Annotated in this window: 17 protein-coding genes; 8 read left to right on the top strand and 9 right to left on the bottom strand. The window is 62.0% G+C overall.

The annotated features are described in order from the left end of the window. From GRF63_RS07520 to GRF63_RS07510, 4 genes are all read right to left on the bottom strand, one after another. Nucleotides 1-148: proton-translocating transhydrogenase family protein (locus GRF63_RS07520; RefSeq protein WP_202131582.1), on the bottom strand; the 148-nt coding region annotated here is incomplete at its 3' end. Between the two features lies 1 nt (nt 149). Then, nucleotides 150-278, bottom strand: a complete 129-nt coding sequence (locus GRF63_RS16670; protein ID WP_272914650.1) for a hypothetical protein — start codon at nt 276-278, stop codon at nt 150-152. Then, a complete protein-coding gene (locus GRF63_RS07515; protein ID WP_160485299.1) occupies nt 275-1393 on the bottom strand; it encodes an NAD(P) transhydrogenase subunit alpha in 1119 nt (372 codons plus the stop codon). The genes GRF63_RS16670 and GRF63_RS07515 overlap by 4 nt, the downstream gene beginning before the upstream one ends. 16 nt (nt 1394-1409) lie before the next feature. Further along, on the bottom strand, nt 1410-1538 hold the full coding sequence (locus GRF63_RS07510) for an aa3-type cytochrome c oxidase subunit IV (protein ID WP_160485298.1): 129 nt from the start codon (nt 1536-1538) through the stop codon (nt 1410-1412). Between the two features lie 170 nt (nt 1539-1708). Here GRF63_RS07510 and GRF63_RS07505 point away from each other — a divergent pair, with 170 nt between their 5' ends. Then, nucleotides 1709-3130, top strand: coding sequence for a sigma-54-dependent transcriptional regulator (locus GRF63_RS07505; protein WP_160485297.1), 1422 nt, complete (start codon nt 1709-1711; stop codon nt 3128-3130). A gap of 123 nt (nt 3131-3253) precedes the next feature. Continuing rightward, the gene (locus GRF63_RS07500; protein WP_160485296.1) at nt 3254-3868 is read left to right on the top strand and encodes a hypothetical protein; all 615 of its coding nucleotides are present in this window, start codon (nt 3254-3256) and stop codon (nt 3866-3868) included. Between the two features lie 27 nt (nt 3869-3895). Here GRF63_RS07500 and folP read toward each other — a convergent pair whose 3' ends face one another. The 4 genes from folP to GRF63_RS07480 all read right to left on the bottom strand — a co-directional run bounded on the left by folP (nt 3896) and on the right by GRF63_RS07480 (nt 8254). Beyond that, nucleotides 3896-5008: a dihydropteroate synthase gene (folP, locus tag GRF63_RS07495; RefSeq protein WP_160485295.1), complete on the bottom strand. Its 1113-nt coding sequence runs from the start codon at nt 5006-5008 to the stop codon at nt 3896-3898. Between the two features lie 270 nt (nt 5009-5278). Then, nucleotides 5279-6424 (bottom strand): site-specific DNA-methyltransferase, encoded by a 1146-nt coding sequence (locus GRF63_RS07490; RefSeq protein ID WP_160485294.1) that lies wholly within the window; start codon nt 6422-6424, stop codon nt 5279-5281. 280 nt (nt 6425-6704) lie between these two features. After that, entirely contained in the window at nt 6705-7619 is a 915-nt protein-coding gene (locus tag GRF63_RS07485) for an oxidoreductase (protein ID WP_160485293.1), read from the bottom strand. Continuing rightward, entirely contained in the window at nt 7616-8254 is a 639-nt protein-coding gene (locus tag GRF63_RS07480; RefSeq protein ID WP_160485292.1) for a ribonuclease HII, read from the bottom strand. Before GRF63_RS07480 ends, GRF63_RS07485 begins: the two co-directional genes overlap by 4 nt. Between GRF63_RS07480 and GRF63_RS07475 the strand changes: the two genes are divergently transcribed. From GRF63_RS07475 to GRF63_RS07450, 6 genes are all read left to right on the top strand, one after another. Next, on the top strand, nt 8253-9464 hold the full coding sequence (locus GRF63_RS07475; RefSeq protein WP_160485291.1) for a PQQ-dependent sugar dehydrogenase: 1212 nt from the start codon (nt 8253-8255) through the stop codon (nt 9462-9464). The genes GRF63_RS07480 and GRF63_RS07475 overlap by 2 nt on opposite strands. Before the next feature lie 62 nt (nt 9465-9526). Then, the gene (locus tag GRF63_RS07470) at nt 9527-10045 is read left to right on the top strand and encodes a GNAT family N-acetyltransferase (protein ID WP_160485290.1); all 519 of its coding nucleotides are present in this window, start codon (nt 9527-9529) and stop codon (nt 10043-10045) included. A gap of 26 nt (nt 10046-10071) precedes the next feature. Next, a complete protein-coding gene (locus GRF63_RS07465; protein ID WP_160485289.1) occupies nt 10072-10626 on the top strand; it encodes a DUF1285 domain-containing protein in 555 nt (184 codons plus the stop codon). Further along, entirely contained in the window at nt 10623-11225 is a 603-nt protein-coding gene (locus GRF63_RS07460) for a CoA pyrophosphatase (RefSeq protein WP_160485288.1), read from the top strand. The genes GRF63_RS07465 and GRF63_RS07460 overlap by 4 nt, the downstream gene beginning before the upstream one ends. A gap of 91 nt (nt 11226-11316) precedes the next feature. Beyond that, nucleotides 11317-12498 carry a tRNA nucleotidyltransferase/poly(A) polymerase-related protein gene (locus GRF63_RS07455; RefSeq protein ID WP_160485287.1) on the top strand — a complete coding sequence of 394 codons (1182 nt, stop codon included), beginning with the start codon at nt 11317-11319 and terminating at the stop codon, nt 12496-12498. A gap of 237 nt (nt 12499-12735) precedes the next feature. Next, nucleotides 12736-13239, top strand: coding sequence for a hypothetical protein (locus tag GRF63_RS07450; RefSeq protein WP_160485286.1), 504 nt, complete (start codon nt 12736-12738; stop codon nt 13237-13239). 65 nt (nt 13240-13304) lie between these two features. Here GRF63_RS07450 and parC read toward each other — a convergent pair whose 3' ends face one another. After that, a complete protein-coding gene (parC, locus tag GRF63_RS07445; protein WP_160485285.1) occupies nt 13305-15602 on the bottom strand; it encodes a DNA topoisomerase IV subunit A in 2298 nt (765 codons plus the stop codon). Between the last annotated feature and the right edge of the window lie 28 nt (nt 15603-15630).

Here is a 15630-nt window from a genome sequence, read left to right as displayed (position 1 = left end):
CGATCAGGCCACCCACGATGATCACCGATGAAATAGCGTTCGTCACCGCCATCAGCGGCGTGTGCAGCGCAGGCGTGACAGACCACACCACGTAATAGCCGACGAAACATGCCAGCACGAAGATCGATAGAATTGATATGAAATCCATTTCAGGCGCCCCCTTCAGCGCTCTCGGTCGAAGTCATCCAGCGGCCAAGATTCTTGCCACCGACATATGCGATGATCGCCGCTAGGATGAGCACGATGACGAAGATCACCACGATGCTCTTGCTCTTCACGACGCGGCGCTAAGACGCTGGTTCACAACTTCGCCGCCCTTGGTGAGCCGGATGGCATCGCCGATCTCTTCATCCAACACCGGCTTGTTCTGATCCTTGTCCCAGAAGGCGCTGAGGAAGTTGAACAGATTGCGGCTGAACAGGGCGCTGGAATCAGCGGCCAGATGTGCCGGCGTATTGGAAAAGCCCATGATGGAAACGCCGTGCTTCTCGATCACCTGATCGGCCACACTGCCTTCCACATTGCCGCCCTGCGCCACGGCGAGATCAAAGATCACGCTGCCTTGCTTCATGGTGGCGATTTGCGCGTCCGATACCAGGCGCGGCGCGGCGCGTCCGGGGATCAGCGCGGTGGTAATCACGATATCCTGCTTGGCGATATGGGCGGAAACCATTTCGGCCTGCGCGGCCTTCTGCTCATCCGTCAGCTCAGCGGCGTAACCGCCTTCGCCCGATGCTTCCAGACCTTCTGCGAACACGGGCTTGCCGCCCAGGCTTTTGATCTGTTCGGCCGTTTCCGGGCGAACGTCGGTTGCAGAAACCTGCGCGCCCAGCCGCTTTGCCGTGGCAATCGCCTGAAGGCCCGCAACGCCCACGCCCATGATGAACACCTTGGCCGCAGACACTGTGCCTGCCGCCGTCATCATCATGGGAAAGGCACGGCCGAACTGGTTGGCCGCTGCCATCACGGCCTTGTAACCTGCAAGGTTGGACTGGCTGGAGAGAACGTCCATGCTCTGCGCACGGGTGATGCGCGGCATGAATTCCATGGCCAAGGCTTCGAAACCGCCCTTGGCATAGGCATCCACCCGCTCGCGCTGTCCGAAAGGATCGAACGTGGCAGCAACCCACGCGCCCGGCTTTGCACCTGCCAGCGCCATCACATCGGGGGCATTGATGCCCATCACGATGTCGGCATCGGCAACGGCCTTGGCGGCAGGGCAAACTTCGGCCCCTGCTTCAACATAGGCTGCATCGGAGATGGCGGCAGCTTCGCCAGCGCCTTCCTCTATGGCCACAGATGCCCCCAAACCGGAGAGCTTCTTGACTGTTTCGGGCGTGGCAGCCACGCGGGTTTCCCCGGCTGCACGCTCCTTCAGGACAGCAATCTTCATTCCCCCGCCCGTCAAATCAAGCGATCAGGATGACGACGAAGAGTGCGATCAGCGCAATCAGCGGAACTGACCATTTCAACATGCCGATAAAGCTGTCGTAAGTGCTTTTGGCTGCCTTTATGTCATGCGGATGCGGATTGCTCATTTTAATAGTCTTCCCTTTGGGGTCTGGTTGTTGCGGACAGCCCTATAGCCGCTTGCTCCGCTGCTCAAGACCACAAACGTGGATTATTGGCCTTAATCGCCTCTTTACCTCGCCTTGTTATCTCGATTGCCAGACAACCGGATTTTACCGGGGCCAGGGATATTTAGTGCATGTTAGAGGCCGAACAGCGGTTGCTGATGCTTATCGACAACGATCCGGCACAGTGTCGGCTCGTCAGCGCACTCGCGGGCCGCGAAGGGTGGCGCACGATTGTTGTCGATGATTACGAGACTGCAATTGCCACGCTGGGCACGCGCGAGGGCATGCAGCTTTCCGCCATCATCCTAGATCACAGCGTTCCCGGAGATCGCGCCTGCGAACTGGTGGCCGAATTCAAGGATCGCCGCCCGGCCCTGCCGATCCTGATGCTGACCAACAGCACCAGCCCGCAATTGGCAGTAGAGGCCATGCGCGCGGGCGCGGCGGATTATCTGGTCAAGCCTGTCTCCCCCGACAGGATGATGCAGGCCCTGCGCAACACCACCACGCGCGAAAGGCCGCAGGACGAGCTTACGCCGCTGTCGGAAAAGATGCCCGCACAGCTCGATTTCGATTCCATGGTGGGCACGGCGCCGCCATTTCGTGACGCACTGGCAAAAGCCGCCAAGGCGGCGCGTGGCCACGGCCATGTGCTGATCGAAGGCGAGAGCGGAACCGGCAAGGAAATGCTGGTGCGTGCGATGCATGCAGCATCGCCTAGGGCGAAGACCGCATTTCGCATGATCCACATTGCCGGCGTCTCCGCCAACAGCCTGGAATCGCAATTGTTCGGCCATGAGAAAGGCGCCTTTCCCGGTGCCTTCGATCAGCAGGCCGGCGCCTTCCAGCAATGCGATGGCGGCACGCTGGTGCTGGACGAGATCGATCGGCTTTCGCTCGATGTGCAGGATCGGCTTGTCAGCGTGCTGGAAAGCGGCAGCGTGAAGCCGCTGGGCGCGCAATATGGTTTCAAGGTCGATGTGCGCGTGATTGCGGCCAGCAACTTGCCCCTGGCTGACATGGTTTCAACAGGCCATTTTCGCGCCGAACTGCTGGAATTGCTGTCTCGAACCGCGATAGAATTGCCGCCCTTGCGAGAGCGCGACCGCGATATCGGATCGCTGACCCGCTATTTCCTTTATCAAATCGGCCAGCAGCCCGGATTGCGCCCGCTTGGCATCACCTCGGATGCGCTGCGCCTGCTTGGCGCCTTCGATTGGCCGGGCAATGTCCGCCAATTGCAGGCCGTGCTTTTCCGCGCAGCGGTGTTCAGCGAAGGTGACGCGCTGACCGCAGAGGATTTCCCGCAGTTGCGAGAGATCATCGGTGACAGCGAGCCTGTCCGCAATGGTCCGGTGCGCGAAAGCGCCGGCGTGCAGCTTTACGCCAAGGACGGCAATCTGCGACCGCTGGAAGAGATCGAGGCGGATGTCATCCGCCTGGCCATCGGCCACTATCGTGGACGCATGACGGAGGTGGCCCGCCGACTGGGTATCGGACGCTCCACCCTTTATCGCAAGCTCAGTGACCTGGGCATCGATAACGCGGCGTAAGCAGTGCAGCTTCAGTAAGCTTGAGAAACAGGTGTAGTTTCATCTTTCGGACATGGTGCGAAGGGTAGGAAACTCTTTGCTCCTTGTCTTGGAACAACTCTGCAACTTGGCCGCTCTCCTTATATGTACGTAGGTCGCGCAGCAGTCCTGTTAGCCCTTGTGGCGGGGATCGGTGCCTGTTCCGGAGAAAGCTCCGAGAACGACAGCGAAATTGCGACTCTCGTTCCTGAAGACCAGGCAACCTCCCCTATCGCGGCCGGTACCATCGGGCCCGTTGCCTATTCCTACGATACATCTGTGCTGACGCGGGCCGAAATTCGTCTGCCGCTGCCGCCGACTTTTGAAGAGACGGAGTTCGCGGTGAAGTTCCTGCCGGTCGACCTGGTGGACAAGCTGGGGGAGAGGGACTGCTCCTATACCCGGCCCGATGGCGACGCGAAGTGCACTGCCGAACAGGAAGTCGGCTTCGCGCTCGCTTTCCTGGAGCGGCCCGTGGAGCATTACGGTGAAGCCCTGATCGATAATCTTACCGAGGACATGCGGATCGAGGCCGTAGAGATGGCAGGACGATCCGGCTTCGCCCTTGATACGACCCGCAACGGCAGCAAGTTGCGCTATACTTTCCTGCCCGTGGAGTCCCGTACCCTGTTGATGATGGAGCGAAATCAGGGCACCGTTTCCAATGCGGCAGAGGCGTTGAAAGACGTGCGCGAGAGCCTGCGCTTTCCCGAAGACTGAGTCCCCGCGCGACCTAATCCGCCAACCCTATTCCGCTAACATCGCGAAATCCGTAAGCGCCGCATCGCGCAGCCCGCGCCACACATTGCGGGCCTGCACCGTTTCGAACACATCGTGCACTCTCAGCATTTGCACGCCCGCGTTCATGCCAAGTTGCGCGATTGCCAGTGAACCACCCAGCCGCTTGTCCGCGGGCGCTTCATTGGAAAGCGCGCCGATCATCCGCTTGCGACTGGCGCCCAGCAGCAGCGGCTGCCCCAGCGCGTGAAACAGCGGCAGGGCGTTCAGCAGCGCCAGATTATCGGCCATCGACTTGCCAAAGCCGATGCCGGGATCGAGTACGATCTTCTCCCGCGCAATGCCGGCCGCAATCGCCCGGTCGCGCTGATCTTTCAGAAAATCGAACACGTCGAACACCACATGGCCATAGTCACCGTCTGCGTGCAGGTTTTCACCGTTGCCGGGTGCGTGCATCAGGATCACCGGCGCGCCGGAACTGGCCGCGAATTCAAGGCTGCGCGGGTCATAGCGCAAGGCTGATACATCGTTGATGATATGCGCGCCGGATTGCAGCGCGGCCTCCATCACGGCCGGGCGGCGGGTATCCACACTGACGGCGGCGCCCATGCCTACGCAATATTCTATGGCGGGCTGGACGCGCTTTATCTCCTCGCCCTCCCACACATCTTTCGCACCGGGTCGCGTGCTTTCGCCGCCGATGTCGATGATCGCCGCACCGGCTTCGTTCATGGCGGCGGCTTGGGATTGCATGGCTTCGGGATTGTCCATGAACTCCCCACCGTCGCTGAAGCTATCGGGCGTCACGTTAAGAATGCCCATAACCTGCGGCATGTCGAGCCGAACGGTGCGGCTGCCCAACTCCAGCGGCGTATGCGCCATGCGCAGGTTGGACCATTGCAGTTCCGCTTCCGCGCCCAACTCTTCCGGCATGGCGGCCAGCACATCGTCAATGGTGGATTTGGTGGCGATATGGCGTTCGATTACCCTGCCATCGCGCCGCAGCATCACTGCAAATTCGCGCGCATAGACCATGCCGCCAGCCAGCCGCACGGCCTCTCCCTCAACGCTTTGCGGTCCGGGTACGGTGGTAAGCGGCTGGATGTAGATCTGGTCAGGCATTCAACGATCCTCGTCTTGGCGAGCGGTGCTTGGCAATCCATCGCGGATCGCGCTTGTTCGGGATGTGCAAGTTTGCCGGGTTTGCCGCAATGGCGAAAGCGGCTTTGTGCCCGCCACCGCTGCGCCAGATCCATCTAATGTGGAACACATGGAACACTGTACTGGAGCGAAAAAGTGGCGCGCTGCCAGCGGTGGGGAGACAGCGCATGTTTTTCGAGGACGACAGGGTCATGCCCTGCCACTTGCTCCGCTCCCGCGCAGTAGGAAATCTCAGTCCTCCGCCGCCAGCAGATACAGGCCGCGCGCAGCATCGATGGGTTTCACCTCGCCGCCATCTTCGTAATGCCAGAAGGTCCAGCCGTTGCAGCTTGGCGCGCCCTGCAATTCCTTGCCCACGCCGTGGATGGAGCCTGTTTCCTTGCCGCATGCGATGCTGCCATCGGCGCGTACTTTCGCAGTCCAGCGGCGCTTCTTGTCGAACAGTTCAGTGCCCGGCTTCAGCAATCCTGCCTCCACCACTGCGCCAAAGGCGACGCGTGGCTGGGTCTTGCGGCTCTGCATCGTGGTGAGCGTGCTTTCATCCAGCGGCAGCTCTTTCTCGATGCGCGCCTTCGCCACCTTGCGGTAGCTTTCCTCCCGCTCACACCCAATCCATTCGCGGCCAAGCCGCTTGGCAATCGCGCCCGTCGTGCCGGTGCCGAAGAACGGGTCCAGCACCACGTCTCCTGCCTCTGTCGTGGCCAGCAGCACGCGGTACAGCAATGCCTCCGGCTTTTGCGTGGGATGTGCCTTGTGGCCTTCGGCATCCTTCAACCGCTCTCCGCCGGAGCAGATGGGGAAGGTCCAGTCGCTGCGCATCTGCAATTCATCGTTCAGCGTTTTCATGGCGCGATAGTTGAAATGATAACGCGCCTTTTCGCCTTGGCTGGCCCACAGCAATGTCTCATGCGCATTGGTGAAGCGGGTGCCGCGGAAATTGGGCATGGGGTTCGTTTTGCGCCACACGATATCGTTGAGTATCCAGAAGCCCAGATCCTGCAGCACCGCGCCCACGCGATAGATATTGTGATAGCTGCCGATCACCCACAGCGCGCCATCGGGCTTCAGAACGCGCCTGCACTCTGCCAGCCATGCCCTTGTGAATGCATCATATGTGCCGAAACTGTCGAAACGATCCCATTCATCCGTCACGGCATCCACATGGCTGCCATCGGGCCGGTTCAGATCGCCGCCCAGTTGCAAGTTATAGGGCGGATCGGCGAAGACCAGGTCCACGCTGTTATCCGGCAGATTGCGCATCGCGGCCACGCAATCGCCATCCAGTATCTGGCCCAGCGGCAGGTCCGCCTTGTCGACGGCCGGTGCCTTGGCCTTGCGGACGCGCGGAGCCGCGCGAAGTTTCGTCAACTCGCCCATGAAAAGTCTTTCCCTCACTTATCCACAGGGGTTTGAGTCCTCGGAGTCCGTGGGTCAAGCGGCAATTTGGTCGCAGTTCAACGGCTTCAACGCGGAACGAAAGGAGTCCGGCACAAGATGTGGAGTTCGCCGCGGCAGGCGAGACTCGACATCATGGGGTGTGACCGCAAAGACTCGCCTTGCCGATTTGCAAGCAAACAGAGTGTTTCACGATGGCGTTGACGCCGATCGGAGCAGGTCCGAGCGGACTGTCAGAGCCCTCGCCCGGGCAGGTGCCAATTTACGCGGGAGGAAGGCCGGGATCGACGCCGGTCAGTTCGATCGACTTGTCCCACAGCCTTTTCGCCAGTTCCTTGTCCCGCGCGCGCTTGGTCTGCACGCCGCGACCGGATGCGCTGCCGCGCACTTCCATCAGGCCGTAGGGGCCGTAATAATCGCCGCCCTGCGCAGCGGGATCGGTGGCTGCCTGTAATGCGGGCAAGGCGCCTTGGTCGGAATCGTTCAGCACGGTGCCCACGATGCTGGAGAAGATCTTCTCCCCCTTGATATGGCGCATCAGTTCCGTCGCAGCGATGCCGGGGTGGCAGGCAAGCGCGATCGTTTCCGATCCCTTGGCGCGCAGGCGGCGGTTGAGTTCATTGGCGAACAGCAGATTGGCAAGCTTGCTCTGGGAATAGAACTCGCTCTTGTCATAGCCCTTGCTGCCGTCGAGATTGTCAAAATCGATGTCCGCCCGCCTGTGCGCCAGGCTGGATTGCATCACGACGCGCGCGCCATTGTGCTCCTCCAGCTTGTCCAGCAGCAGCGACGTGAAGGCAAAATGGCCAAGGTGGTTGACTGCGAATTGCAGCTCGCACCCGGCAGTGGCTGTGGAGAACGGCGGCATCATCACGCCTGCATTGTTAATCAGCAGATCGATGCGCTTTTCCTTCATGGCCGCTTCAGCCGCCTCGCGCACGCTGGCGATATTGGCGAGGTCCAAATGCAAATATTCAACCTCGCCGCCCTGCTCCTTCCCGCCCTCGATCTTGCGGATCGCCTCTGCCGCCTTGTCCCCGTCACGGCAGGCCAGCAGCACGCGCGCGCCCTTGGCGGCCAGCGTTTCGGCAATGGCAAAGCCGATGCCGGTGTTGGATCCAGTGACGATGGCGGTCTTCCCACTCTGAAGCGGGATTTCGGCGGGGGTAAAGCTCATGCAAACATCTCCAATTGCGCGACAGGCGCAAAGCTGCGGCGATGCAGCGGTGTTGGCCCGTGCTCTCGCAATGCCTGAAGATGATCTTGCGTTCCGTATCCCTTGTTCCGCTCCCACCCATACTGCGGATGGCGGGCGGCGGCTTCCACCATCAGCCGGTCACGATATTCCTTGGCGAGGATGCTGGCTGCACCGATGGCGGGTTCCTTCCCATCACCACCCACGATGGCGCGCGCGGGCCAGCGCCATTCGGCGCAGCGGCCCTGCGGGGTGAGATTGCCGTCGATCAGCGTTTCCACCCGGGTGTCGCCGATCGCCTCGCACAATCCGCGCACCGCCAGGCTCATGGCCAGCATCGTGGCGCCGAAGATGTTGAGCCGGTCTATCGCGTCCACATCCACCACGCCGATGCCATAGGCGCAGCGGCGGCGGATGGCTTCTTCCGCATCTGCCCGAGCGTTGGGGGACAGCTTCTTGGAGTCGCCTACCCCTTTTGGTCGGGGCTTGCAGAGCAGCACGGCTGCCGCCACAACCGGACCGGCAAGCGGCCCACGACCGGCCTCATCCACACCCGCAATCAGCGGGCCGGGGCCAAGCGAGGCACAAAATTCGTGCGAAGGAGTTCCTGAAAGCATGCGTAACAAATTCCTCACCGCCACCATATTCTCCACATTCGCTCTCGCAAGCTGCAACAGCGCGGCAATGGGGGATAGCGCGCCCTCGCCCACCCCGTCCGCTGTGCCGGGCAGCGCGATGGGCAGCGCGACTGATGGCGAAATGGTGAAATTGCAATCGCAGTCTCCATTCAAGGCGGTTGCCTACGAAGCCTTCAACGAGCCATGGGCGCTGGCGTTCGAGCCGGGAACGGGCGTGATCTTCATCACCGAAAAACCCGGCACCATGAAGTTCTACAATCCCGCGACCGGCCAGCTTGGCACGGTCAGCGGTTTGCCGTCTGTCGCTTACGAGGGTCAGGGCGGGCTTGGCGCGCTGGCCTTTGCGCCCGATTATGCACAAAGCGACATGATCTATCTCACCTGGGCCAAGCAGGACGGCGAAGGCACGAAGGCCGCTGTCGGCCGCGGCATGCTGGTTTGCGATGCTGCCGATGCCTGCCGCATCGACGGCTTCACCCAGATCTGGGAACAGAGCCAGCCGATGCCGCGCCCCGGCCATTATTCGCACCGCCTCGCATTCTCGCCCGATGGGCAGCACCTGTTCGTTTCCAGCGGAGACAGGCAGGCACAGACCCCGGCTCAGGATCTGAAGAACAATCTCGGCACGGTCGTCCGCCTGAACCTGGATGGTACGACTGCGGCGGGCAATCCCTTTGCCGATCGTGGCAGCCCGACGGACCAGATCTGGTCTTACGGACAGCGCAATATGCTGGGCCTGGAATTCGATTCCTCCGGCAATCTGTGGGCGCTGGAGCACGGCCCTGCCGGTGGGGACGAACTGAACCTGGTGAAACCCGGCAACAACTACGGCTGGCCCACCCGCTCCAACGGCGACAATTACGATGGCAGCGATATCCCCGATCACACACCCGACGATGGCTTTACCAAGCCTGCCATCAGCTGGAGCCCGGTGATCGCGCCGGGCGGCATGGCCTTTTACCAAGGCGACATGTTCGCTGACTGGCAGGGCCAGCTGCTGATCGCCAATTTGCGCACCCAATCGATCAGCCGCGTCACGGTGGATGCCTCCGCCAACTCCGCTGACGAGGCTTCACGCTATGAAATGCCGGGCCGCCTGCGCGACATCGCAATCGCTCCTGACGGGGCGATCTGGGTGATCGAGGATGGCGACGAAGGCCGCCTGCTGCGCTTGACGCCGAAAGAATAAGGCCACCGGTATCGCGTGAAACAGTTGCACCTGTCGCAACGCGGGCCTATCGGCGCGCGCCCATGACTGATGCAACTGCCACTCTCATTCCTCTTGCAGAGGTCGACACCGCCATGGTGGAGGCCCTGCTGGACCGCGCCTTTGGCGAGGACCGCCATATGCGCACCGCGTACAAGGTGCGCGAGGGAACGGACTGGCTTCCTGCGCTCAGCTTTGCCGTGGTGGACGAGGATCAGATGCTGGTCGGCTCCATCCAGGTGTGGCCCGTCGCTCTCACCGATGAACAGGGTCGCCGCCATCCCATGCTGATGGTGGGGCCGGTGGCCGTGGTGCCCGAACAGCATAACAAAGGGTTTGGCCAGGCACTGATGGCCGCAATGGCCAGCGCGCTCGATCCGAAAGCGCCGCTGCCGCAGGTGTTGATCGGCGATCCCGACTATTATGGCCGCTTCGGTTTTCACGGCGCCCCCACGCAAGCATGGCAGCTTCCCGGCCCGTTTGAGCGGCACCGCCTGCTTGTTCGCGCAGACAATCCCGCGATTTTGCCCGATCAAGGCACACTCGGCCCTTGGATTGGCTGACATAAGGGGCCATCTGTTGAAACACGATGGCCTACGATATCCCACCTGATCTTGCCGGAATGAGCCTGCTGGAAATTGCAGAGGCCGTGTCCGCGCGCAAACTGCCGCCCGTCGATAAGTGGAAGCCCGATGCCACCAGCGACAGCCGCATGCGTATCGCGGCGGACGGTACCTGGTATCACGATGGCAGCCCGATCACCCGCCCCGCCATGGTGCGCGCTTTCGCGTCCCTGCTGTGGCGCGATCCGGCGGATGGGCAACATTACCTCGTCACCCCGCAATACCGCCAGACGATAGAGGTGGAGGATGCCGCCTTCATGGCCACCGATATGCGCGTGGACGGCGATGCGCTGGCCTTTCGGCTCAACACGGATGAGCTGATCATCGCCGGTGCTGACAATCCCCTGCGGGCCGAAGGTGATCCCGATGCACCGGCAATATACCTTGGGGTACGTCACGGCTGCGAGGCGCGGGTCGACCGTTCGACATGGTTGCAACTGGCCGAATTTGCGTTGAGCCAGGGCGAAAACCTGACAGTCGAAAGCCAGGGCGCAACCTTTTCGCTGGTGCCCGCCGAATGACGACCCTGTTCGACAGGTTGCAGCGCTATTTCGACGATACGCAGCACATGGGCATGGCGGGTATTCGCGACGACAGCGAATTCGTGGTGGGCAAGACCTTGCGCGATGCCGCCGTCCTTATCGCCGTTACGGAACGGGCGGAGCCCGGCGTCTTGCTGACCCATCGCCCCGAAACCATGGCCAGCCACCCCGGCCAGGTCTCCTTCCCCGGCGGCAAGCTGGAGCCGGGAGAAAACGTGATCGAGGCCGCCTTGAGAGAGGCGCAGGAAGAACTGGCGATAGACCCGGCGCAGGTGCGCATCATCGGCGAAGCGACCACTTTCGTCACCGGCAGCGGATTTCGCCTTACGCCCGTGCTTGGCCTGGTGCCCGGCGATGTGGAAATCCGTCCCGATCCGCGCGAAGTGGCGGACTGGTTCGAGGCGCCTTTGCGGCACCTGCTGGATCAGGACAATCACAAGCCCAAGATCGGGATGTTCAACGGAAACAAGCGGCCCTACGTCGAGATTGACTGGGAAGGCCACAGGATCTGGGGAATTACCGCCGGGATCATCGCGCACCTCTCCCACCGCCTCTCGATCGACAGGCTTGTGGACTAGGCTATCCCCCACGCCGCGCAGGCTGCGCTTGTGGAAACGGCGACATTTCCTCTACCTCTCGCCGCAATATCGAAGGTGAGACGAACGCAAAGTGGCAAAACTTCCCGAAACCGACTGGACCTCTCGCAAGGATCTTGCGGCACTGGTCAGCGCGCTGGGCGCGGATAATCTGCGCTGGGTTGGCGGCGCGGTGCGCGATACGCTGCTGGGCCTGCCGGTAAAGGATATCGATGCTGCCACCACGCTGCACCCTGAGGAGGTGATGGCGCGGCTGAAGGAAGCGAAGATCAAGAGCGTGCCCACCGGCCTTGATCACGGCACCATCACCGCCGTCACAGAAGGCGGCCCGGTGGAAGTCACCACCTTGCGTAAGGATGTTGCCACCGACGGCCGCCGTGCCACCATCGAATTTGCCGAAGACTGGCAGGATGACGCCGCCCGCCGCGATTTCACCATCAACGCGCTGTTCGCGCATCCCGAAACGCTGGAAATTTCTGACTTTTTCGGCGGACTGCACGATCTGGAGGCGCGGCGCGTGCGCTTTATCGGCGATGCCCGCCAGCGTATTCGGGAGGATCACCTGCGCATCCTGCGGTATTACCGCTTTCAGGCGCGCTTCGGCTCCACGCTGGATACAGAGGGGGAGGAAGCCTGCGCCGAGCTTGCCCCCATGCTGAAGGGGCTGAGCCGGGAACGGGTGGCCATGGAATTGCTGGGCCTGCTGGCGCTGCCCGATGCGCTGGATACGCTCACCCGCATGCTGGAGCGCGGCGTGATGGAGGTGATCCTGCCAGAAGTCTCGGCAGAGGGGCTGGATCGTCTGGCCGCGCTGGTCCGATCCGAGCAGCAACAGGCTGCCGCGCCGGACGCGATCCGCCACCTGGCCGCCATGCTGCCTGCGGACCCTCGCATCGCGGCGCAGGTCGCTTCGCGGCTGCGCCTATCCAACGCGCACAAGAAACGCCTTACCCGCCTCGCCGGGCGCGCGCGCAGGCCCGGCGATGCCCGCGTGCTGGCCTATCGGGAAGGTATGGAAGTGGCGACGGACCTGTTGCTGCTGTCAGATCAGCCCACGGCACCGCTGGACAATTGGCAGGCCCCGCAATTCCCGCTGCGTGGCGGAGAGATCGTCGCGCGCGGCGTGGATGCCGGGCCGGAGGTTGCCCGCATTCTGCAATCGGTGGAAAGCCGCTGGCTGGAAGAAGGCTTCCCCGAACGGGAAAGCGTGCTGCGTTTTCTGGATGAGGCGCTGCAATCCGATACACATATGTGAAACTTCACATTTGACGGTTGAATTACCCTGCACGTCTGGTGCAGGTAGCGTTCAGATGTCGTCTGCTAGACGGTTTCTTAGCGGGATTGGCGCGGTTTTGCGCCATTTGTGTCTGCCCCGGCCAAGGCCGGGTGTTTGCCGCCCGCGTGCCATTTCCGGCGCCACTCATGGCCTTGTCGGAGGAATTCAACTCCCGGACCCTCATCATGCGAGGGACCGGAACGAAGGGAAATTTGCATGAAGAAGATCGCACTCACCGCCGCCGCAGCACTTGCTGCAATCGCTGCCAATCCAGCACTGGCCCAGGAAGCCGGCGACACCGTGATGGGCAATGACGGCAATGCCATCGGCACCGTTGCAGACGCCAATGAACAGGCCGTGATGCTGACGGTTGGCGAATATCAGATTGCCCTTCCCAAGAACGCTTTCGGCACCAGCGACACCGGCCCCACGCTGAACATCACGCGTGATCAGCTTGTGCAGATGCACGAACAGCAGCTTGCCGCTGCCGAGGCAGCACTGGCCGCCGCACTGGTGGAAGGCGCCGCAGTCGTCACCGCCGATCCGCAGCCGCTGGGCACGATCGAAACGATCGACGGCACCAACATCGTCATCACTCGTGAAGACGAAACCAAGGTTACCCTGCCGCGCGAAATGTTCGCAGTGGATCCCAACGGCGCACTGATGGCCCGCATCATGATGGCCGATCTGGAAGCTGCGCTGGCCGCACAGGCTGGCTAATACAGACGGGTTTACCCAAATCACCAAGGAACCCGGCAGGAGCGATCCTGCCGGGTTTTTTGTGTCTAGAACCTGTTGTCTTTCGGGAAGCCCTGCGGCGGCAGGCGTCCGGCGGCGCCGCGCGCCACCTTCCACATGCCGATCTCGTTCTCCGTCCGCGTGCGGCCAGTATCGCCGCCCATCGTCCAGCTGAGCCCGTCTTCCAGCTTGAAGGTGGTGACATCTGACAGGCCGCCATCGCGATAACGCTGCAAGGTTACGCCCTGCCCGCGCGTCATCACCGGCATCTCCTCCAGCGCGAAGACCACCAGCTTGCGGTTCTCTCCCACCACGGCAACGTGATCGTGTTCGGCGGGAATGGCGCGGGCTACCAGCAGCTTTGCATCGCCCTTCAGGTTCACCACCTGACGGCCCTTGCGCGTTTCGGCCAGCAGTTCATCGGTAATGGCGACAAAGCCCTTGCCGATGGTGGAGGCCAGCAGCACCTGCTTGTCCTTCTCGTGCACCACCATTGCGATGATCTGCGTGGCAGCATCGATATCCAGCGTGTTGCGCACCGGCTCACCAAAGCCGCGGGCGCTGGGCAGCTTGTCCGCACCCAGCGTGAAGAAACGCCCGTCCGCGCCGCACAGCAGCAGCTTGTCTGTCGTCTGGCAATGCACGGCAAAGGCGGGGCCATCGCCCTCCTTGTATTTGAAATCGCCGCAGCCATCCTTGCCCAGGTCAACGTGCCCCTTGGCCGCGCGCACCCAGCCCTTGGCCGAGAGGATGACCGTCACCGGCTCCTTCTCGATCATGGCATCGGGATTGAATTCCACGGTCGGCGCAGCCTCGGCAATCGTGGTGCGCCGCGCGCCGATTTCGGTATCCGGCCCATATTCTTTGCGCAGCTTTGCCATGTCCCGCTTCAGGCGTGTGCGCTGGCGGGAAGGCGAATCCAGCAGCTTCTGAAGCTCGTCCTGCTCCTTCAGCAATTCGTCCTTCTCGGTGCGAAGCTGCATCTCCTCCAGCTTGCGCAAACTGCGCAACCGCATGTTGAGGATCGCCTCGGTCTGACGGTCGGTCAGGCCAAATTCGGCCATCATCACCGGCTTTGGCTCATCCTCCGTACGGATGATCTCGATCACCCGGTCAAGGTTGAGGAAGGCGATGATGTAGCCTTCCAGCAGCTCCAGCCGGTCCGCGATCTTGGCAAGGCGGTGCGTGGTGCGGCGCTGCAGGATCTCGATCTGGTGGGCCACCCAATTGCCCAGCAGTTCCTTCAGCCCCATCACCATCGGCGTGCGGTTGGCATCCAGCACATTGAGGTTGAGGCCGAAGCGCGTTTCCAGATCGGTGAGCTTGTAGACGCTTTCCTTCAGCAGTTCGGGATCGATGTTGCGGCTGCGCGGCACCAGCACGATGCGCACCTGCTCGTCGCTCTCGTCTCGCACATCCTCAAGGATCGGCAGCTTCTTGTCGGCGATAGTGGCGGCGATCTGCTCGATCAGCTTGCCCTTGGGCACCTGGTATGGGATTTCGGAAATCACCAGCTGATATCCGCCGCCCTTCAAACGCTCGATCCCGGCCTCGCGATCCTCCTCGTTTTCCGCCTCTGCAGCGTGGAAACGGCCCCGCACGCGGAAACTGCCGCGCCCGGTTTCATAGGCGTGGCTGATCGCCTCTTCACTGTCCACGACAAGGCCGCCGGTGGCAAAGTCCGGCCCCTTGAATACGCTCATCAATTCGGCGTGGGTCACGTCCTTGTTGAAGAGCACCATTTCGGCCGCATCCAGCACCTCTGCCACATTGTGGCTGGGAATGCTGGTGGCCATGCCCACGGCGATGCCGCTGGCGCCGTTGGCCAGCAGATTGGGGAAGAGGCCCGGCATGATGACCGGTTCTTCTTCCTCGTTATTATAGGTGGGAATGAACTCGACCGTGCCTTCGTCCAGCCCATCCATCAGGTGCATGGCGGTGCGCGTCAGGCGGCATTCGGTGTAGCGATAGGCGGCCGCGTTATCGCCATCGATATTGCCGAAGTTGCCCTGCCCCTCCACCAGCGGATAGCGCAGCGTGAACGGCTGAGCGAGCCGCACCATCGCATCGTAAACCGCAACGTCGCCATGCGGGTGATACTTGCCGATCACATCACCCACGACGCGCGCGGATTTCTTGAAGGTGTTGTCCGGCGAAAGGCGCAATTGCCGCATCGTCCACAGCAGACGGCGGTGAACCGGCTTCAGCCCATCGCGCAGATCGGGCAGCGAACGCGCCGTGATGGTGGACAGGGCATAGACGAGATAGCGGCTTTCCAGCGCGCTTTCGAAAGGTTCGCGGGTGATGCCCGCGCCGGAATCATCTGGTTCTTCAACGGTTGCCATGCGGCTTGCCCTATCACCGTCTCGCCTC

The sequence above is a fragment of the Aurantiacibacter rhizosphaerae genome, from assembly GCF_009807005.1.
GTDB lineage: Bacteria > Pseudomonadota > Alphaproteobacteria > Sphingomonadales > Sphingomonadaceae > Alteraurantiacibacter > Alteraurantiacibacter rhizosphaerae.
This window is presented reverse-complemented; position numbering and strand designations above follow the sequence as displayed.